Origin of the sequence: Pseudomonas sp. IT-P260, assembly GCF_949768395.1 — a bacterium.
GTDB lineage: Bacteria > Pseudomonadota > Gammaproteobacteria > Pseudomonadales > Pseudomonadaceae > Aquipseudomonas > Aquipseudomonas parakoreensis.
The window spans coordinates 470,772-488,835 of the sequence record NZ_CATKPO010000033.1; the positions used below are offsets into that span (position 1 = coordinate 470,772).

Annotated in this window: 18 protein-coding genes; 3 read left to right on the forward strand and 15 right to left on the reverse strand. The window is 60.4% G+C overall.

Annotated features, from left to right (window positions below; genetic code table 11):
- Positions 1 to 3 precede the first annotated feature (3 nt).
- Positions 4 to 1,116: a PilT/PilU family type 4a pilus ATPase gene (locus ACM6HV_RS16080; protein ID WP_145598539.1), complete on the reverse strand. Its 1,113-nt coding sequence runs from the start codon at positions 1,114 to 1,116 to the stop codon at positions 4 to 6.
- Between the two features lie 133 nt (positions 1,117 to 1,249).
- Between ACM6HV_RS16080 and ACM6HV_RS16085 the strand changes: the two genes are divergently transcribed.
- Positions 1,250 to 3,799 carry a PAS domain-containing protein gene (locus tag ACM6HV_RS16085; protein ID WP_414904714.1) on the forward strand — a complete coding sequence of 850 codons (2,550 nt, stop codon included), beginning with the start codon at positions 1,250 to 1,252 and terminating at the stop codon, positions 3,797 to 3,799.
- Positions 3,800 to 3,838: 39 nt separating this feature from the next.
- Positions 3,839 to 4,114, forward strand: coding sequence for a peptidylprolyl isomerase (locus tag ACM6HV_RS16090; RefSeq protein ID WP_003225447.1), 276 nt, complete (start codon positions 3,839 to 3,841; stop codon positions 4,112 to 4,114).
- 117 nt (positions 4,115 to 4,231) lie between these two features.
- Here the strand turns inward: ACM6HV_RS16090 and ACM6HV_RS16095 are convergent, their stop codons facing one another.
- The 10 genes from ACM6HV_RS16095 to ACM6HV_RS16140 form a co-directional block, all read right to left on the reverse strand.
- On the reverse strand, positions 4,232 to 5,167 hold the full coding sequence (locus tag ACM6HV_RS16095) for a sugar kinase (protein ID WP_414904715.1): 936 nt from the start codon (positions 5,165 to 5,167) through the stop codon (positions 4,232 to 4,234).
- A 129-nt stretch (positions 5,168 to 5,296) separates the two neighbouring features.
- Complete coding sequence (locus tag ACM6HV_RS16100; RefSeq protein ID WP_414904716.1) at positions 5,297 to 6,511, reverse strand: amino acid deaminase; 1,215 nt, start codon at positions 6,509 to 6,511, stop codon at positions 5,297 to 5,299.
- Between the two features lie 39 nt (positions 6,512 to 6,550).
- Complete coding sequence (locus ACM6HV_RS16105; RefSeq protein ID WP_047294799.1) at positions 6,551 to 7,315, reverse strand: IclR family transcriptional regulator; 765 nt, start codon at positions 7,313 to 7,315, stop codon at positions 6,551 to 6,553.
- Between the two features lie 146 nt (positions 7,316 to 7,461).
- The gene (locus ACM6HV_RS16110; protein WP_003225452.1) at positions 7,462 to 7,851 is read right to left on the reverse strand and encodes a RidA family protein; all 390 of its coding nucleotides are present in this window, start codon (positions 7,849 to 7,851) and stop codon (positions 7,462 to 7,464) included.
- Between the two features lie 29 nt (positions 7,852 to 7,880).
- Positions 7,881 to 8,678 (reverse strand): amino acid ABC transporter ATP-binding protein, encoded by a 798-nt coding sequence (locus ACM6HV_RS16115; RefSeq protein ID WP_041064592.1) that lies wholly within the window; start codon positions 8,676 to 8,678, stop codon positions 7,881 to 7,883.
- Complete coding sequence (locus tag ACM6HV_RS16120; RefSeq protein WP_041064595.1) at positions 8,675 to 9,337, reverse strand: amino acid ABC transporter permease; 663 nt, start codon at positions 9,335 to 9,337, stop codon at positions 8,675 to 8,677. The genes ACM6HV_RS16115 and ACM6HV_RS16120 overlap by 4 nt, the downstream gene beginning before the upstream one ends.
- Before the next feature lie 9 nt (positions 9,338 to 9,346).
- Complete coding sequence (locus tag ACM6HV_RS16125; RefSeq protein ID WP_003225455.1) at positions 9,347 to 10,009, reverse strand: amino acid ABC transporter permease; 663 nt, start codon at positions 10,007 to 10,009, stop codon at positions 9,347 to 9,349.
- A 51-nt stretch (positions 10,010 to 10,060) separates the two neighbouring features.
- Positions 10,061 to 10,909: a transporter substrate-binding domain-containing protein gene (locus tag ACM6HV_RS16130; protein WP_041064599.1), complete on the reverse strand. Its 849-nt coding sequence runs from the start codon at positions 10,907 to 10,909 to the stop codon at positions 10,061 to 10,063.
- A 288-nt stretch (positions 10,910 to 11,197) separates the two neighbouring features.
- Positions 11,198 to 11,479, reverse strand: a complete 282-nt coding sequence (locus ACM6HV_RS16135) for a type II toxin-antitoxin system RelE family toxin (RefSeq protein WP_414904717.1) — start codon at positions 11,477 to 11,479, stop codon at positions 11,198 to 11,200.
- Positions 11,469 to 11,717 carry a type II toxin-antitoxin system Phd/YefM family antitoxin gene (locus ACM6HV_RS16140; protein ID WP_003225462.1) on the reverse strand — a complete coding sequence of 83 codons (249 nt, stop codon included), beginning with the start codon at positions 11,715 to 11,717 and terminating at the stop codon, positions 11,469 to 11,471. The genes ACM6HV_RS16135 and ACM6HV_RS16140 overlap by 11 nt, the downstream gene beginning before the upstream one ends.
- 276 nt (positions 11,718 to 11,993) lie before the next feature.
- Between ACM6HV_RS16140 and ACM6HV_RS16145 the strand changes: the two genes are divergently transcribed.
- Positions 11,994 to 12,422 carry a thioredoxin family protein gene (locus ACM6HV_RS16145; RefSeq protein WP_414904718.1) on the forward strand — a complete coding sequence of 143 codons (429 nt, stop codon included), beginning with the start codon at positions 11,994 to 11,996 and terminating at the stop codon, positions 12,420 to 12,422.
- 166 nt (positions 12,423 to 12,588) lie between these two features.
- Here ACM6HV_RS16145 and ACM6HV_RS16150 read toward each other — a convergent pair whose 3' ends face one another.
- From ACM6HV_RS16150 to ACM6HV_RS16165, 4 genes are all read right to left on the reverse strand, one after another.
- The gene (locus ACM6HV_RS16150; protein ID WP_145598447.1) at positions 12,589 to 14,148 is read right to left on the reverse strand and encodes a TerC family protein; all 1,560 of its coding nucleotides are present in this window, start codon (positions 14,146 to 14,148) and stop codon (positions 12,589 to 12,591) included.
- A gap of 379 nt (positions 14,149 to 14,527) precedes the next feature.
- Positions 14,528 to 16,174: a phospholipase D-like domain-containing protein gene (locus tag ACM6HV_RS16155; RefSeq protein WP_414904719.1), complete on the reverse strand. Its 1,647-nt coding sequence runs from the start codon at positions 16,172 to 16,174 to the stop codon at positions 14,528 to 14,530.
- Positions 16,175 to 16,330: 156 nt separating this feature from the next.
- Entirely contained in the window at positions 16,331 to 17,062 is a 732-nt protein-coding gene (locus ACM6HV_RS16160) for a vWA domain-containing protein (protein WP_414904720.1), read from the reverse strand.
- Complete coding sequence (locus tag ACM6HV_RS16165; RefSeq protein WP_414904721.1) at positions 16,990 to 17,988, reverse strand: ATP-binding protein; 999 nt, start codon at positions 17,986 to 17,988, stop codon at positions 16,990 to 16,992. The genes ACM6HV_RS16160 and ACM6HV_RS16165 overlap by 73 nt, the downstream gene beginning before the upstream one ends.
- Positions 17,989 to 18,064 lie beyond the last annotated feature (76 nt).

The following is an 18,064-nucleotide window of genomic DNA, read 5'->3' on the forward strand; positions in this document are numbered from 1 at the left end:
GTGTTAATCCATCAAGCCCCAATCGCCTGATGATGAAGGCGCGGGCGCCGGGCCCGCTTCGGCATGCAGTTTCAAACGCAGGCGCAGATTGTTTTGTGAATCGGCATGCTTGAGCGCTTCGTCCTCATTGATCACGCCCTCCACCACCAGCCCGTACAGCGCCGCGTCGAAGGTCTGCATGCCGACCTCGCCGGACTTCTCCATGATGCCCTTGAGTTCGCCCAGCTCGTTGCGGCGGATCAGGTCGGCAATGGTCGGCGTGCCGAGCATCACCTCGACCGCCGCGCGGCGCTGACCGTCCAATGTGCGCACCAGCCGTTGCGAGACGAACGCCTTGAGATTGTTGCCCAGCGCATGCAGCAACTGCGGGCGGCGCTCTTCGGGGAACAGATTGACGATGCGGTCCAGCGCCTGATTGGCGTTGTGCGCATGCAGCGTCGACAGCACCAGGTGCCCGGTATCGGCGAACGTCAGCGCATGTTCCATGGTTTCGCGGTCACGGATTTCACCGATCAGCACCACGTCCGGGGCCTGGCGCAGGGTGTTTTTCAGCGCCGCATGGAAACTGCGGGTATCGACGCCGACTTCGCGTTGATTGATGATCGAGCGCTTGTGTCGATGGATATACTCCACCGGGTCTTCAATGGTGATGATGTGCCCGCTGCTGTGGCGATTGCGATGGTCGATCAGTGCGGCCAGCGAGGTCGACTTGCCGGAGTCGGTGGCGCCAACGAACAGGATCAGCCCTTGTTTGAGCATCACCGTATCCAGCAGCACCGGCGGCAGTTTGAGGTCTTCGAAGCGCGGGATATCGAGTTTGACGTTGCGGATCACGATTGACACATCGTTGCGTTGCTTGAAGATGTTCAGGCGAAAACGTCCGACACCGGTGCGGGAAATTGCCAGGTTCATTTCCAGTTCCCGATCGAACTCACGCCGCTGCTCGGCGTCCATCAGGGAGTTGGCGATGGCCTCGACCTCACCGGGTTTGAATGGCCGCTCGCTGAACGGCGTCAGCACGCCATCGATACGCGCACTGGGTGGCGCTCCCGTGGACAGAAACAGATCCGAGCCGTGCTGGCTCGACAGACGGAGCAACAGTGCATCGATTTCCATGGCAATAAGCACCCGCGAAGCATTCAATGAACAGAAATGACCCGCTGTCGTGACGTAACGGGTCATACAGCGTCTACCGCAAGTGCAAGAATAGTAGATGCCAACGCACTGACCGACGCTCAGGATAGATGTGATGAACGCAGCACCCACCCCCGATGACGCCCAAGCCCTGATCGCCCGTATCGACTGGGCCCGCACTCCGCTGGGCGCCGCCGGCACCTGGCCGCAAAGCCTGCGCACCGCGGTGGATATAGTGATTCACTCGCCGATGCCGATGCTGCTGTTGTGGGGGCCGCAGCTCACGCAGATCTACAACAATGGCTTTGCGATGCTCGCCGGCAGCAAGCATCCGCACGCTTTCGGACAGCCGGCGCACCTTATATGGCCAGAACTTCAGGACTTTACCGACCCGATTTATCGAGCCGTCCTACAAGGCCAGGTGCGCACCTACAGCGAACGGCGATTTACCCTGCAACGCGAAGGCAAGGAGTCCGACTTCTGGCTGGACCTGACTTACAGCCCCATCCGCGATGAAGATGCGCAAGTGGCCGGAATTCTGGTCACGGCCATCGAAACCAACGAGCGCCGGCGCATTGCCCTTGAACTGCAACGTCGTTCCGAAGAAAGCCTCAAGGCCCAGCGCGACACCGAGGAGCGCCTGCAACTGGCGCTGGCCGCTACCGATGCCGTCGGCACCTGGGACTGGGACATCGGTGAAGACCGCTTCATCGCCGATGCCCACTTCGCCCAACTGCACGGCATCGATCCGGCCCACGCCAGTCAGCTGCCGATCAGCGATTACCTGCAAGGGGTGCACCCCGAAGACCGCGCGTTGATCGCCCGCAGCATCAAGCATTGCATCACCCACGGTACCGAATACGCCGAGGAATACAGGCTACTCAAAGCCGATGGCGAACTGCGCTGGGTGTTTGCCCGTGGCCGCTGTTACAAGGATCACCACGGGCGACCCGTGCGTTTCCTCGGCGCCGCGCTGGACCTGACCGAGCGCAAGCACACCGAGCAGGCGCTGCGTCAGAGCCAGACCGAATTGCAGCTGATCATCAACGCGATGCCGATCCTCATCAGTTACGTCGACCACGAAGAGCGCTTCCGCTTGAACAACGCCGCGTATCTGGACTGGTACGGCCTCACGCCTCAGGAATTGTATGGCCGCACCATTCGTGAAGTGATCGGCGAAGAAGCCTACTTCCTGCGCGCGCCGTACATCGCCGAGGCGCTGGCCGGGCGTCCCTGCTCGTTCAGCCTGTACACCCCGCACCGCGACGGCAGCAGCCGTCATGCGCTGATGAATTACCTGCCGCGCCACGGCGCCGATGGCTCAGTCAACGGTTTCTATATTTTCGTGATCGACGAAAGTGAACGGAAAAAGACCGAAGAAGCGCTGCGCAACCTCAATGAAACCCTTGAGGAACGGGTCAGCGCCCGCACCGAACAACTGGCCCAGGCCAATCAGCGCCTGCAGAACGAGATGTTTGAACGCGAGCGCGCCGAAGACGCGTTGCGCCATGCGCAGAAAATGGAAGCGGTCGGCCAGCTCACCGGCGGTATCGCCCACGACTTCAACAACATGCTCACCGGGATCATCGGCAGCCTCGACCTGATGCAACGCTACATCGCCGACGGTCGCGCCGAGGAAATCGGCCGTTTCACCGAAGCGGCGGTGTCGTCGGCCAACCGTGCAGCCGCCCTGACCCATCGCCTGCTGGCGTTCTCCCGTCGGCAGTCGCTGGATCGCAAGACCCTCAACGTCAACGAACTGATTCATTCGCTGGAAGATTTGATCCGCCGCACCAAGGGTGACCCGATCGAACTCACGCTGCGCCTGGCCGACGATGTGTGGCCGATCAGCACCGACGTCAGCCAACTGGAAAACGCCCTGCTCAACCTGGTGATCAATGCCCGCGACGCCATGCCCGACGGTGGCGAGTTACTGATCGAAACCGCCAACGTCTACCTCGACGGCAACGACATCACCACCCTTGAACCGGTCAAGGCCGGCGACTACCTGATGCTGGCGGTCAGCGACAACGGCACCGGCATGACGCCGTCGGTGCGCGCCAAGGCGTTCGATCCGTTCTTCACCACCAAACCGATCGGCCAGGGCACCGGGCTGGGGCTGTCGATGATCTATGGTTTCGCCCAGCAGTCGGGCGGCCATGTCAGCCTCGACAGTCTGCCGAACCAGGGCACCTGTGTGCGCCTGTACTTGCCGCGCCTGAACCTGCTGGAGCCCGAACGGCCAGTCGTGGAAACCCTCAGTGCAGCCCCGACGGCCACTTGCGGCGAAACCGTGGTCGTGGTCGAAGATGACCCGGCGGTGCGCATGCTGGTGCTCGACCTGCTCAAGGAGCTGGGTTACCTCGCCCACGAAGCGGCCGACGCCAGCGCCGCCCTGCCGCTACTGGAATCGGAGTTGCGTGTGGATCTGCTGGTGACCGACGTCGGCCTGCCGGGGATGAACGGCCGGCAACTGGCGGAAATCGCCCGCCAGCACCGCCCGGGACTGAAGGTGCTGTTCATGACCGGTTATGCACAGAAAGCTGCGGAGCGTCAGGGTTTTCTCGAGGACGGCATGGACATGGTGGCCAAGCCGTTTTCGATTGAAGTGCTGGCGAACAAGATCCGCGAGATGATCAACCAAACGCCGTCACTTGAGGCATAATCCCGCGCCCCGCCGTCACCCCGTTACAGGTATCGCACGATGAAAGCCCAAGCCCGCCACATTCTGGTGAAAACCGCCGAAGAGGCCGAACAGCTCAAACAACGCATTGCCAAGGGCGAAGCGTTTGATGTGCTGGCGAAGAAATACTCGACCTGCCCGTCCGGCAAGCGCGGCGGCGATCTGGGTGAAGTGCGGCCGGGCCAGATGGTCGGCGCGATTGATGCGGTGATCTTCAAGAAACCGTTGCGCACGGTGCACGGACCGATCAAGAGCAAGTTCGGCTATCACCTGGTGCAGGTGTTTTTCCGCGATTGACCTGATTGCCCTGTTTCCCTGTTTCCCTGTAGGAGCTGCCGAAGGCTGCGATCTTTTGATCTTAAAAAAGCAAAATCAAAAGATCGCAGCCTTCGGCAGCTCCTACAGGGATAGTTGTCAGTCCTTAGAGATTAACGCTCCCGGGAACTGGATGACCCGACTCGCCAGTAAATGCCCAGCCTGCGCCGCTTCCACCGGACTGCCACCCAGCAAACGCCTGGCCAGATACGCCGCACTGAACGAATCCCCCGCCGCCGTCGTGTCCACCACCTTCTCGACCTTCTGCGCCGGTACTTCAAACACCTCGCCATCACAACGAATCAGACACGCCTCGGCGCCACGTTTGAGCACCACTTCCGGCGTGCCGATCTGTGCGTAAGCCTCGAACACCGCATCGCAGTCGGAAAAATGGAACAGTGCCTGCTCGTCATCGACGGTCAGCAATGCCAGATCGACATGCGGCAACACACTGCGATAGGCCGCCCGCGCCTCTTCCTGTGACGCCCACAAACGTGGCCGATAGTTGTTGTCGAAGACGATCCGCGCATCGCGCTGCCGGGCTTCGATCAGGGTCTGGATCAAACGCTCACGGCCCTTGGCACCAAGCACCGCGAGGGTGATACCGCTGAAATACAGCACGTCGTAATCCGGCAGCGCTGCAAGAATCGGCTCCGCCGCCGGAGTGGTAAAGCAATCGCGCACCGCCGCCTCATTGCGCCAGTAGAGGAAACGTCGCTCGCCGTTGGCGTCGGTCTGAATGCAGTACAGGCCCGGCAAACGACCGGGCAGACGCTGCACCATGTCCAGGCCAATGCCTTCATCGGCCCAGCTCTGGCACATTGCATCGCTGAAGCTGTCGTCGCCCAGCGCGGTGACGTAATCGACCTGGGCGTTGTCGCCGAGGGCGCGGGACAGGTACACCGCCGTGTTCAACGTATCGCCGCCGAAGCTTTGCTGCAGGCTGCCATCGGCGCGGTGCTGGAGTTCGATCATGCATTCGCCGATCAGAGCGATGCGCGGGGTGTTCGGGCCCAGGGGGCTGAGGGTGGTCATTTTGTGCTGTCTCTGGATTCGCGGATGTCTGGACTGGCGCCTTCGCGAGCAGGCTCGCTCCCACAATTTGGAATGCGTTCCCCTGTGGGAGCGAGCCTGCTCGCGAATGGCGCGACTCGGTCTCAAGCCTTAGAAACAAGTCTCCATGTTCTCGACCACCGCCAACTGCTCATCCACCAGCAACCCCACCCGCCACTTGTCGAAGGTCAGACACGGGTGCGAGGTGCCGAAGGAAATGATATCGCCGACCCGCAACTCAACCCCCGGCGCCACGCTCATGAACGCATGCTGGTCCATCACCGCCGTCACCTTGCACGCGCCGACATCGTCGCCGACCGCCGGCACAACGCCGGCCTTGTAACGCAGCAACGGCACCGGCAAACCGGCATCGAATGCCACGTCGCGCTTGCCGAGGGCGATCACCGCAAAACCCGGTTCCGGCAGCGATTGCACGTGGGCCCAGACTTCCAGCGCCGGACGCAGGCCTTCGTGCAGATCGCTGCGACGATCCAGCACGCAGCATTGCGCTTCCTTGTAGATACCGTGGTCATGCGCCACGTAACTGCCCGGGCGCAGCACGCTGAGGAAGCGTCCGCCCGCATTTTGCGTTTCAAACGACTCGGCGATCAGGTCGTACCACGCCGAACCCGAGGCAGTGATGATCGGTTTGGCAATGGCAAACGCGCCGCTGTCCTGCAACTGCACCGCCAGGCGCACCAGTGACGCAGCAAATTCGCGAATGCCGCTGACCGCGTGATCGCCGTGAATCACCCCTTCGTAACCTTCGATGCCGGTCAGGGCCAGCGCCGGTTGCGCGTTGATCGCCTGGGCCAGTTCGATGACTTCCTGCTCGCTGCGGCAACCGCAACGGCCACCGACCACGCCGTACTCGATCATCACGTTCAACTTCACGCCGCGCGAAGCGAAGTAGGCGCCCAGATCGGCGACGTTGTCCGGGTGATCGACCATGCAGTAGAAATCGAAATCCGGGTCTGCCAGCAGATCGGCAATCAGCGCCATGTTCGGCGTGCCGACCAGTTGGTTGGCCATCAACACCCGCCGCACGCCGTGGGCATACGCGGCGCGGGTCTGGGTGGCGCTGGCGAGGGTGATGCCCCACGCGCCGGCGTCGAGCTGACGCTGGAACAGTGCCGGGGTCATGCTGGTTTTGCCGTGGGGCGCGAGTTCGGCGCCGCTGTCGCTGACGAACGTCTGCATCCAGCGAATGTTGTGCTCCAGCGCCTCGCGGTGCAGCACCAGCGCCGGCAGGCTGACGTCACGCACAAGGTGCGCGCCAATGGCAGCGGCGCCCTTTTCCACAGCGGTATTGATGGCAGTCGTCATGCTTGAACTCCTCACTGTCGCGGCCGCAGGCAGCCGCGGTTATTCGTTGATACGCCGGGCGAGGCTGTTGGCGCTCTCGATCAGCACCCGGCGATAGTCGTCGTAATTGTTTTTCGCATCGGCCCGTGGGGCGACGATGCACAGGGTGCAGATGGCCACGCCACTGGGGTCTTTGACCGGCGCAGCGAAGCAATGGGTGAAGGTGTCGGCCACGCTGTCGAAGGAGAAGAAACCGTCGATCCCGGCCTGACGAATTTCCGCCAGAAAGCGCTCCAGCGGCAGTCGTTCGCCGTCGGGCAGGATGTAGTCGTCTTCGTCGATCAGGTCGATGATCTGCTGGTCGCTCAAATGCGCCAGCAGCAGGCGTCCGGATGCAGTCCACGGGATCGGCGCGTTTTCGCCGATGTCGGACGAAATGCGGAAATGCCGCTCGCCCTCCTTCATCAGTGCCACCGTGTATTTGCGCCCGTTGAGCAGGCACATCTGCGCGGTTTCCCGGGTCTGGCTGACGATGTCCTGCAAGGCATGATCGGCCTCGCGACTGAGGTCGAAATGGCGCAGGTGCGCCTGCCCGAGGAAGTACAACTGACGACCGAGATAGACGTGCCCGTCCTTGCCCACCGGCTCCAGAATCCGTCGCTCCAGCAGCGACGCCACCAGTTCGTAAACCGTGGATTTCGGGCTGCCGATACCGTTGGCGATGTCATTCGGACGCAGCGGCTGGCCGATCTCCTTGAGGAAATCGAGGATATCGAACGCCCGGTCCAGACCACGGGCCCGGCGTTTGATGGTGTCTTCGGTCATGTCAGTGGTTCCCAATGAAAGTGCCGGGAGTTTACCGAGAGTACGGCGGCGACCGTTAGGCCGCTTTCGCGAGCGGGCTCGCTCCCACAGGGGATTGCATTTCAAATGTGGGAGCGAGCCTGCTCGCGAAGAATTCAGCACAGATTTCAGGGTTTCTTCTTGTACGCGATGCAATCGATCTCGACCTTGCAATCGACCATCATGCTCGCCTGCACGCAAGCCCGCGCCGGGGCGTGTTCAGGTTTGAAGTACTCGCCGAAAACCTTGTTGAAACTGCTGAAATCCCGGGGATCGTCCAGCCACACCCCGGCCCGCACCACATCCTCCAGGCCATAACCGGCCTCTTCGAGAATCGCGATCAGGTTTTTCATGGTCTGGTGGGTCTGCTCGACGATGCCGCCAACGATGATCTCGCCGTCCACTGCCGGCACCTGGCCGGACACGTGCAGCCAGCCGTCCGCTTCAACGGCGCGCGCGAAGGGACGTGGCTGACCGCCAGCGGCGGTGCTGCCGGTGCCGTATCGAGTAATGCTCATGGGTATTTCTCCTGTTTACTAAGCAAAAATTAGAACCGCGTGCTCTTGAGAAACTCAGCCAGACGCGGCGATTGCGGGCGTTCGAACAGCTCCTTGGGCGGCCCTTGCTCTTCGATCCGCCCCTGATTCATGAAAACGATCTTGTCCGAGACCTCGAAGGCGAAACGCATTTCGTGGGTCACCAGCAGCATGGTCATGCCGTCTTCGGCCAGGCCCTTGATCACGTTCAGCACTTCACCGACCAGCTCCGGGTCAAGGGCCGAGGTGACTTCGTCGAACAGCATCAGGCTCGGGTTCATCGCAATCGCCCGGGCAATCGCCACGCGCTGTTGCTGACCGCCGGACAACTGCCCGGGAAAGTGATTGCGCCGCTCCAGCAGGCCGACCCGCTCCAGCCATTTCTCGGCCAGCGCGACGGCTTGGTCCTTGTGCATCTTCTTCACCTTGAGCAGACCGAGGGTGACGTTCTGCAAGGCTGTCAGATGCGGGAACAGATTGAATTGCTGAAAGGCCATGCCGGTCATGGCGCGATGGCGGGCAATGACTTTTTCGGCGTGACGCACACGTTTACCGCCGACCTCGTCATAGCCGATGGACTCGCCGTCGAGCAGGATCTGCCCGCCCTGGAACTCTTCGAGCATGTTCACGCAGCGCAGCAAGGTGGTCTTGCCCGAACCGCTGGAGCCGATCAGCGTCACGACGTTGCCGCGCTGCATGCTCAGGTCGACGCCTTTGAGCACTTCGACCGCACCGTACTGCTTGTGCAGGCCACGGATATCCAGCAGTGGCTGGCCATTTGAAACGTTGGAAACTTGAGCTTGAGTCATGGCAGGGCCACCCGCTTTTCAATGTGCCGGCCGAGTAATTCGATGCCGTAGTTGATGACGAAGAACAGAAAACCGGCGAACAGGTAGAACTCCAGAGTCATGAAGGTCCGGGCGATGATCTGTTGGGTGCTGAGCAGCAGTTCGGCGACGCCGATCACCGAGAGCAAGGTCGAAGCCTTGACGATTTCGGTGGACGAGTTGACCCAGGTCGGCAGGATCTGCCGCAGCGCTTGTGGCAGCAACACATAACCGAGGGACTGATAGAACGTCAGGCCAATCGCCTTGCTCGCTTCCATCTGCCCACGCGGCAAGGCCTGCAAGGCACCGCGCACGATCTCGGCAACGTGCGAGCCGCAAAACAGCGTGAGGCCCAGCGCACCGGCCTGAAACGCGCTGATCTGCCAACCGAGCGCCGGCGCCATGTAGAAGCAGGCCAGCACCAACACAAACACCGGCGTACCGCGAATCAGGTCAACGTAAAAACGAAACGGCGCGCGCATCCAGAACTTGCCGTAAGTCAGCACCAGACCGGCGACGACGCCGAGCAGCGTGCCAAACAGAATCGCCAGCGCCGACACCTGCACACTGGTCAGAAACCCTTGCAACAAGGTCTCGCGAGCGACCCACAACTCATGCAACCAACTGGGGGATTCGTACATCGCAGCCTCCTATCGGCGGATTGCCAGACGCTGCTCGAGGTAACGCAGCAGCATGGCAATGAGGTAACAGGCCGCGACATACAACGCCGTGGTCACCAGCCAGGTTTCGATCACCCGGTAGCTTTCGACGTTGATCTTGCGCGCGTAATAGGTCAGCTCCGGTACCGCAATTGCGGCGGCCAGCGAGGTGTCCTTGAACAGCGAAATGAAGTTGTTCGACAGCGCCGGCAACACGTTGCGCAGCATGACCGGCACGGTCACGTAAGCCTTGACCTGCCACTCACCGAGACCGATTGCCAGCCCCGCTTCGCGCTGGCCTTTGGGGATGCTCAGCAAACCGCCACGGAACACTTCGGTCAGATAGGCACCGGCATACAGCGACAACGTGATGATGAACGACGGAATCTTGTCCAGACGGATCCCCAGGCTCGGCAAGGCAAAGTAGATCAACAGAATCAACACCAGAATCGGTGTATTACGCACCACCGTGACGTACACCGAGGCCAGCACCCGCAAGGCGCGATGCTTCGAGAGCAAGGCAAACGCCATCAGCAGGCCGATCACGCAGCCGATGGCGATCGACACCAGCGCCAGTTCAAGACCCAGACCGAGCCCCGCCAGCAAGGTGTCGAAATCGCGCCACACGGCAGCAAAGTTCAACTGATAGTTCATGGTCAGCAGTACCTTGAGCGGGGCGATTTGTATCGCCCCACTCTCACGGGATCATTTGAATTCGACAGGGAAACCGATCGCCGGTGACGGCAGGTCGACACCGAACCATTGCTTGAACGAGGCGGCGTAAGTCGGGAACTCAACGCCGGTCATGGCTTCATGCAGGGTGGTGTTGACGAAGTTCAGCCAATCCTGATCGCCGCGCTTGACCGCGCAGGCGTAGGTCTGCGGACTCCAGGCATAAGTCGGGCTGCGGTAGCGGCCAGGGTTCTGCACCATCAGGTATTTGACCGACGACTGATCGGTAGCCGCGGCATCGGCGCGGCCGGAGTTCACCGCCTGATACATCAGATCAACGCTGTCGTACTGATCGACCTTGGCCTTGGGCAGCGCCTGGTGCACCAGTTCTTCGGCATAGACGTTTTGCAGCACGGCCACCGTGACGCTGTCACCGGCAGCCTGCAGGTCTTCGATTTCCTTGTACTTGCTGTTGGCCGGCAGCAGCAGGCCGACGCCTTCGCGGTAGTACGGCAAAGTGAACGCCACTTGCTGCGCACGGCTGGCGGTGACGGTGATGAACTGGCAGCTCATGTCGACCTTGTCGGTCAGCAGATTGGGAATCCGCGCATCGGACGACTGCACGACGAACTCGACCTTGTTCGGGTCATTGAACAAACCCTTGGCCACCATCCTGGCGATGTCGATATCAAAGCCCTGCAACTTGCCGTCCGCACCCTGAAAGTGCCACGGCGCATTGGTGCTGCCGGTGCCGACAATCAGCTTGCCCCGGGCCAGAACACTGTCGAGTTTGCTGTCGGCTGCCTGGGCCATGCCCATGGCAGCGGACGAAGCCGCAAGAACAAAAACACACGCTTTGAACAACGAAGGACGGCGATGCATGGCAAGCACTCCAGGATGATGTTTATTCCGCTATACCGGAACTAGGTTTGTTACTGCGGAATAGACAGCAGAAAGTGTGCCACAGGAATCAAAGGGAATCTGCAGTGAGTTGAAATGTTTTTGGAATCAACAGGATGCGGAAAATGCGAGGAGTGGTGTTACATGAAGGTACTGATGGGCTGCGCTACTTTAGGCTACAAATCGCGAGTAGCTGGTTCCCAGATGGGAGCATCGACGACTATTTCGGTGCAAATGTGTTTGGCGTTTGAACGCGCCCTCTCTCCCTAGCTATCGGCTAGCGGCTTTGTCGTAAACCTCTCCCCGCTCTCTTCTCCCTACCGCAATCACGGTAACAACCAAAACCTCGTTCTTTACGCGATAGACCAGCCTGTATCCAGCACTGCGAAGCTTGATTTTGTAAGCGTTTCCCAACCCTCGAAGTCGATCGGCAGGAACGTGAGGGTTGACCAGACGTGTAGCGAGCTTTCTTTTGAACTGATCCTGAAGTGCTGAATCAAGCTTTTTCCATTCCCTCCACGCTTTCTCGGAAAACTCCAGCTCATAGGTCATCTATAGAGACCTTGATGGTAGGGTCGTTTTCTCGCTCCTTGCATAGTGCGATCAGTTCCAGGTCCTCAAGACGATTCATCATCGCCTCATACTCCTTCGCGGGCACACAATAAAACGCCGGCTCATTTCGATTGAGGATTGCAACAGACTGGCCGCCACCGGCGGCCACGGTACCCATGGGATTTCTTTTCAATTCAGAAATACTCGCAACGATATTGGAAAGAACTACGTGAGTCATGATGGTGCTCCTTGGAGTGCTGTTAATGGTGCTTAAAATAGCACTCCAAGACGGCTTCGACGTCTATCGTTTATTCCCACCTTCTCTTTTATTGAGTGAAAAAAGTATCACGTCCCGACATTCCACATTTCCGGGTTTCGTGTCAGGACGGTCCTCCATAAAAGTGGGAAAAATCTCGCGACTCCACGGGCCACCTGTAATTTCTGACAGTAGACCGGTTCTGCACCCTCCTTTAACGTCATTGAACCTTCGAGGTCGTTGAAAAAGGAGTTTTCAATGAGTTCTGCCAATACCATTTCCAATCTGGCTCCGGTCTACCGCAAAGCCCTGAAAACCTGGCGCCCGGTGATCCTGTATTTCGCCAATGAGCACTGCCCCGCCTGCGAGTTCGCCGGGCCGATTTTTCGTCAGATTGCCGAGCCGTACCGGCATCGCGCCAATATCTACATGCTTAACACCCGTGAGTCGCCGCGCCATCCGTTGGTCACCGGCACGCCGACGGTGCTGTTCTACAAGAACGGCAAGTTGCTGAAGAAGCTCAAGGGGATTGGCACGGAGGAAACTCTGGCGGCAGACTTTGCCCGGCATATTGGCAGGACCAGGGCACCGGTGGTGCAGCAGAAACCACGGCATGACCTGCCGTGGTTGTGCCGCACATTGAGCAGGCTCTGCACAATCACGCGTGCGCATCGGCGGGTGATTTGAGGCAGTGCATTTCCCGTAATCGTTACGGCGTCTGACACATCGCTTTCGCGGGCAAGCCCGCTCCCACAGGGGTCAACGTTGTTCACACATTTCGTGTACGACGCGTGCACTGTGGGAGCGGGCTTGCCCGCGAAGGGGCCGGCACCGTCAGCGCAAGGCTGCTGCCTTACGCAGAATCGCGCACCAGCAACACCTGCGTCACCCGTCGTTCCTCAACGGCTTTGACGGTCATTTGCCAGCCTGCGTACTGCAGCCGATCGCCGATCATCGGCAAGCGATCCAGCAGGCTCATCACCAGTCCGGCCAGGGTCTGATAGTCCTCGGTCGGTTCGGCGCCGAACCCGGTGCGCTGGCGAACACGCGTCAGATTCAATGCGCCGCTGACGACAAACCCGCCCTGCTCTTCGATCACGTCCGGGCCTTCGATTTCGCTGGCATCGGGCAGTTCGCCGGCAATCGATTCGAGGATGTCGGTCATGGTCAGCACGCCGACGAAGTCGCCGAACTCGTTGACCACAAAAGCAATGTGGGTCGACGCTGCGCGCATCTGCTCCAGCGCATTGAGGATCGAATAGCTGTCGAGCAGATTGATGGTCTTGCGTGCCAGATGTTCCAGGTTCGGCTCAATGCCGCTCAGGTACTCCTTGAGCAGTTCCTTCTTGTGCACGAAGCCCAACGGTTCATCCACGGCACCGTTGCGGATCAGCGGCAGACGCGAATAGGACGAGTGCATCAGTTTTGTCCGAATCGTTTCGGCGTCGTCAGCCAGGTCGATGGTGTCGACGTCGGCACGCACGGTCATCAGGTTGCGAATCGGGCGTTCGGCCAGTTGCAGCACACCACTGATCATCACCCGCTCGCGACGGTCGAACAGTTCTGCACTCGGGGTTTCGCCGTCGTCCAGCAGATCGGAGATTTCCTCGCCGACCTCCTCCACTTCCAGCTTGCGCCCACCCAGCAGACGCATCACCGCATGGGCCGTGCGCTCACGTAGGGGGCGCAGGCCTTGCATCGAGCGTTTGCGGCGGGCCCGGGCGATCTGGTTGAACACCTCGATCAGGATCGAGAAGCCGATGGCCGCATACAGATAGCCTTTCGGGATGTGGAAGCCCAGGCCTTCGGCCGTCAGGGCGAAACCGATCATCATCAGAAAGCCCAAACACAGCATGATCACCGTCGGGTGCGCATTGACGAAGCGGGTCAGCGGCTTGCTCGCAACGATCATCAAACCGATGGAAATGATCACCGCGATCATCATCACCGCCAGTTCATCGACCATGCCCACGGCGGTAATGACCGCGTCCAGCGAGAACACCGCATCGAGCACCACGATCTGCGCCACGATCGGCCAGAACAATGCGTAAGCGGCGTTGGTCGAGCGCTGGCCGACATGCCCTTCGAGCCGTTCGTGCAACTCCATCGTCGCCTTGAACAGCAGGAACACACCACCGAACAGCATGATCAGGTCACGGCCGGAGAAGCTCTTGTCGAACACCTCGAACAACGGCTGCGTGAGGGTGACCAGCCAGGAAATGCTCGCCAACAGGCCCAGGCGCATGATCAGCGCCAACGACAGGCCGATGATCCGCGCACGATCACGCTGATGCGGCGGCAGTTTGTCCGCCAGAATCGCGATGAACACCAGGTTGTCGATACCCAGCACCAGCTCCAGCACGATCAAAGTCAACAAGCCTAACCAGGCCGTGGGATCCGCTAACCATTCCATAAAATGTCTCGATCTCTCTTCAGTGAATTCAGGCTGCCGGGCACGGCAAAGTGCAACGCGAAGGCTCTGAGGCCGCGTTGTCAACGATAGTCGGGAGGCGGAAAACCGGATGCTGCGAGTGCGTCAAGACCGCGCCATGGCGCGAGGAGAAGGTACGACTGGGAGGCTCCAAGAGGGTGTTCATGCAAATCCTGAATGAAAAATGGCCTTGGAGCGTACAGGCTCAAGGCACATTTTCTACAGCGGCAAATCATTTCAAAATCTGTATCAACGACCACTGCCCCCCTGTAGGAGCTGCCGCAGGCTGCGATCTTTTGATCTTGACCTTAAAAAACAAAGTCAAAAGATCGCAGCCTTCGGCAGCTCCTACAGTTGGCTGTCATCGTCCTGCAAAGCGCAACCGCGACAACTGCCGCAAATCCCCCTCCACGTAGTAATCGTGGGTCCAGCTGTCATCCACCGCCAACGGACTCACGTGCTTCAGCTCAAGTTTTTTAGCGAAATAGCGAAAGCGGTAATGCTCATAGAACCGCAGCAATTCCAGGCCATAGCGGTCCGCCAGATCGGTATCGCCACGGATGATCAGATAGTTTTCGTCGTTGCCGTTACTGGCCGAAGTGCTGAGGTTGTGGCTGCCGCTGATAATCGTCGGCCTGTCGCTGGTGAAGTCGACGACCACCGCTTTGGTGTGCACCAGCAGGTTGCCCTTCTGACCTTTCATGTTTTCTTTCAGCCAGCCTTCCAGCCCGGTGTTAAGCAACGCTGTGGCGGCGAATTCGGCGCTGCGATCGGCGTGAAATCCGGTGATGCGGCTGGCGGTGTTCTGCAGACCGTAACGCAGAATGTCGTCATGGGGCTGACCAAGCAGCGCGTTGAGAATCGCGTCCGGCAAGGTGAATGCCGTGACAAACAGCACATCCTTTTTCGCCGCTTCGATGATCTCGACGAACTCGCGTAAGTCGGCACCACCGCTGCGTGGTGAGAACCCGGCGAACAGCGTTTGCGCAGGATCCATCGGGTTGTGTTCGGTGATCCAGTTGCGTGTGGCTGCGACATCAGCAGGGTTGGCCCAGACCTCATCGAACGTTTGCAGATAGGCAGTGGCAATCGTCACATCGTCGAGCGTATGCACCACATTGGCCTGGCGATACACGCCATTGGCGGTGAAATTGGTGCTGCCGCACAGCACCGCCTGCGGTTGACGCTGACCGACGCCATCGACTCGGCTGAGGACGATGAATTTGTCGTGGAAAATGTTGTGAGTGACCCGGCCACGCTTGTTCGACGCTGGTAATTGGGCAAGGTTCGCTTCATTCAGGGTCGTATCGGGATCATCAGGCTGGGCGTGGTACAGCACGCGCACTTGCACCCCTCGCGCGAACGCCGCGTTTACGGCATCGATGATCGCCTGCAACTGATACTCGTAGATCGCAATGTCCAACGCCCACTGCGCGTCCACAGCCCGCTCGATGAAGCTCAGCAATCGCTCCAGCAGCCCGTTCTCCAGCCACAGGCGCGCCGCGTCGGGCCAGGCTTCGATGGGCAGGTTCTTGTTGGCGCTGATCTGTGCGTCGAGGTCGGGAAATTTGCGCTGAAACGCCTGACTGGCAGCCACGGCGCGATTGAAGATCACGCTCTGATTGGCCGGGTGGCCGTCGTCACTGGTGATGCTCAGCTCCAGCGATTCGCCCAGTAGCGGCGCGTCCGCCGTGCCGTAGGCCAGATGCACGCGATAGTGCAGGGTCGTGCCCGGGTTGATGGCGTAATCGGCCCAGCGGAATTTTTGCAGCGGTGCCTTATCGCTGGGCGTGGCGTGATACTGGGGAAAAGTGTGAGCCTTGCCGGGAAACGTCAGGCTGTTGAACAGGAACAACCACGGTTTGTCGCCCTGTTGCTTTTCGATGGCAAACCCGAGCAAGCCTTTGCGTCGGGGTTCGGACAGGTCCATGGCGAGCAGCACGCCGTTGGTGCCGGCGTAGGCTTTGACGCGAAAATCGTCCTGAGGATTGGCGACCAGTACCCGCATGATTCACTCCTTGTGATTGGGCTGGGTGGAGCATAGAGCAGCGCTGCGGTTTTTGGTGATCCCGCATGGTCCGAGGCGATACCTTCGCGAGCAGGCTCGCTCCCACAGAGCAAGCGGTGTTCACCAACCTTGCTCGCGAAGAGGCCCGCTCAGACTTCACACATCATCGATATGCCGATATTCCGCATTCAGCACCGCCGCCAATTCCCGCGCCCGCGCCAGACGGATCGGCCCCCGCTCGATGTCGATCAGCAACCCCGGACACTCCAGCGGCAGCAGCGGCGGCAAGGTTTTCAAACGTCCGTCCGTGACCAGCAACAAGCGTTGCTGCTCGGCCGGAAAACGCTTTTGTCGCTGCATCAGCCATTGCTGCGCCTGCGTCAACGCCGCCACCAATGGCGTGCCGCCGCCCGCGCCCAGTGTCTCCAGCCAGGTGCGCAAGCCACTTGAAGCCTTCAATCCTTGCACCTGCCATTGCGGCGCGCTGCCACTGGCGGTCAGCAGTGCCAGTCGTGCCCGTTGTCTGTAAGCGTCATCAAACAATTGCGCGAGCAAACCCTTGGCATCGCTCAGTGCCTGATGCCGACGCGTCGAAGCCGACGCATCGACGATCACCAGCCATAACTCATGGGGAGCACGCGTGCGCAGCTGGAACTGCAAGTCCTCACGGGTTTGCGGCCGGCCGTTGAGCAGCGTCCCCGGCCAGTTCACCAGACCGCTACGCGCAGCGTGGCGCTTACCCTGGCGTCCGTGGTCGAGTCGTCCGGCGCGGGGTCTGGCATTCGCCCCCGCGTCGGATCGGGGACGAATGCCGGCTACTTTTTTGGCCAGCTCGGCACTTCGCGGCGTGCGCCAGTCGTCAGCGCCGGAGCAGGCATGTCGCCCCACTGCCCCTGCCCCTCGCTTGGTTCGGCCTGGGTGCTGGTCTGGTTCTGCGCAGGTGGTTGAAGGCTGGGCGAAGTGGACTCACGACGGCGATGACGCAGGGCGAATTCCGCTACCGCATCGATGTCTTGCTCGGCAATGGCTTCGGCACCGCGCCATGCCGCGTGGGCTCGGGCCGCACGCAGCCAGACCAGATCGGCCCGCAAGCCATCGACACCCGCCGCAAAGCAGCGCTCGGTGATGCTTGCCAAAGACTCGTCATCCAGCGCAATGCTCGCCAACAGGCTGCGCGCCTGTTCGCAGCGTTCGCGAAGCGCCTGTTGCTGTGCTTCCCACTGCGCGCAGAACGCCTGCGGGTCGTTGTCGAAATCCAGTCGGCGGCGGATAATCTGCCCGCGTTCGGTCGGCGCGGTGTGGCCGCTGAGGGCGACGTTCAGGCCAAAACGGTCCAACAACTGCGGGCGCAATTCGCCCTCTTCCGGGTTCATTGTGCCGATCAACACAAACCGTGCCGAATGCCGATGCGAGATGCCATCACGCTCGACCAGGTTGGTGCCGCTGGCCGCCACATCCAGCAGCAGATCCACCAGATGATCGGGCAACAGATTCACTTCATCGACGTACAGCACACCGCCGTCGGCCTTGGCCAGCACGCCGGGAGAAAACTGCGCCCGCCCTTCAGTCAGTGCCGCGTCGAGATCAAGGGTGCCAACCAGACGCTCTTCAGTGGCGCCCAGTGGCAAGGTGACGAACTGACCGCTGGCCAGCAGATCGGCGAGGCCACGGGCCAGAGTCGACTTGGCCATTCCGCGTGGGCCTTCGATCAGCACGCCACCGATTTTCGGGTCGATGGCCGTGAGGTACAGCGCAAGTTTCAAGTCATCGGCGCCGACCACGGCGGAGAGCGGGAAATGCGGGATGTCGGTCATCTTCAATACTCGGTCATGGTCGGTGATCTTTCGAAAATCGTTGGGAGCCACGTTGATCCCTGTGGGAGCGAGCCTG

Excerpts from the sequence above, each read along its gene's own strand:
- ACM6HV_RS16080 (WP_145598539.1), bottom strand. The coding sequence starts at position 1,116 with ATGGAAATCGATGCACTGTTGCTCCGTCTGTCGAGCCAGCACGGCTCG.
- ACM6HV_RS16085 (WP_414904714.1), top strand. The coding sequence starts at position 1,250 with ATGAACGCAGCACCCACCCCCGATGACGCCCAAGCCCTGATCGCCCGT.
- ACM6HV_RS16090 (WP_003225447.1), top strand. The coding sequence starts at position 3,839 with ATGAAAGCCCAAGCCCGCCACATTCTGGTGAAAACCGCCGAAGAGGCC.
- ACM6HV_RS16095 (WP_414904715.1), bottom strand. The coding sequence starts at position 5,167 with ATGACCACCCTCAGCCCCCTGGGCCCGAACACCCCGCGCATCGCTCTG.
- ACM6HV_RS16100 (WP_414904716.1), bottom strand. The coding sequence starts at position 6,511 with ATGACGACTGCCATCAATACCGCTGTGGAAAAGGGCGCCGCTGCCATT.
- ACM6HV_RS16105 (WP_047294799.1), bottom strand. The coding sequence starts at position 7,315 with ATGACCGAAGACACCATCAAACGCCGGGCCCGTGGTCTGGACCGGGCG.
- ACM6HV_RS16110 (WP_003225452.1), bottom strand. The coding sequence starts at position 7,851 with ATGAGCATTACTCGATACGGCACCGGCAGCACCGCCGCTGGCGGTCAG.
- ACM6HV_RS16115 (WP_041064592.1), bottom strand. The coding sequence starts at position 8,678 with ATGACTCAAGCTCAAGTTTCCAACGTTTCAAATGGCCAGCCACTGCTG.
- ACM6HV_RS16120 (WP_041064595.1), bottom strand. The coding sequence starts at position 9,337 with ATGTACGAATCCCCCAGTTGGTTGCATGAGTTGTGGGTCGCTCGCGAG.
- ACM6HV_RS16125 (WP_003225455.1), bottom strand. The coding sequence starts at position 10,009 with ATGAACTATCAGTTGAACTTTGCTGCCGTGTGGCGCGATTTCGACACC.
- ACM6HV_RS16130 (WP_041064599.1), bottom strand. The coding sequence starts at position 10,909 with ATGCATCGCCGTCCTTCGTTGTTCAAAGCGTGTGTTTTTGTTCTTGCG.
- ACM6HV_RS16135 (WP_414904717.1), bottom strand. The coding sequence starts at position 11,479 with ATGACCTATGAGCTGGAGTTTTCCGAGAAAGCGTGGAGGGAATGGAAA.
- ACM6HV_RS16140 (WP_003225462.1), bottom strand. The coding sequence starts at position 11,717 with ATGACTCACGTAGTTCTTTCCAATATCGTTGCGAGTATTTCTGAATTG.
- ACM6HV_RS16145 (WP_414904718.1), top strand. The coding sequence starts at position 11,994 with ATGAGTTCTGCCAATACCATTTCCAATCTGGCTCCGGTCTACCGCAAA.
- ACM6HV_RS16150 (WP_145598447.1), bottom strand. The coding sequence starts at position 14,148 with ATGGAATGGTTAGCGGATCCCACGGCCTGGTTAGGCTTGTTGACTTTG.
- ACM6HV_RS16155 (WP_414904719.1), bottom strand. The coding sequence starts at position 16,174 with ATGCGGGTACTGGTCGCCAATCCTCAGGACGATTTTCGCGTCAAAGCC.
- ACM6HV_RS16165 (WP_414904721.1), bottom strand. The coding sequence starts at position 17,988 with ATGACCGACATCCCGCATTTCCCGCTCTCCGCCGTGGTCGGCGCCGAT.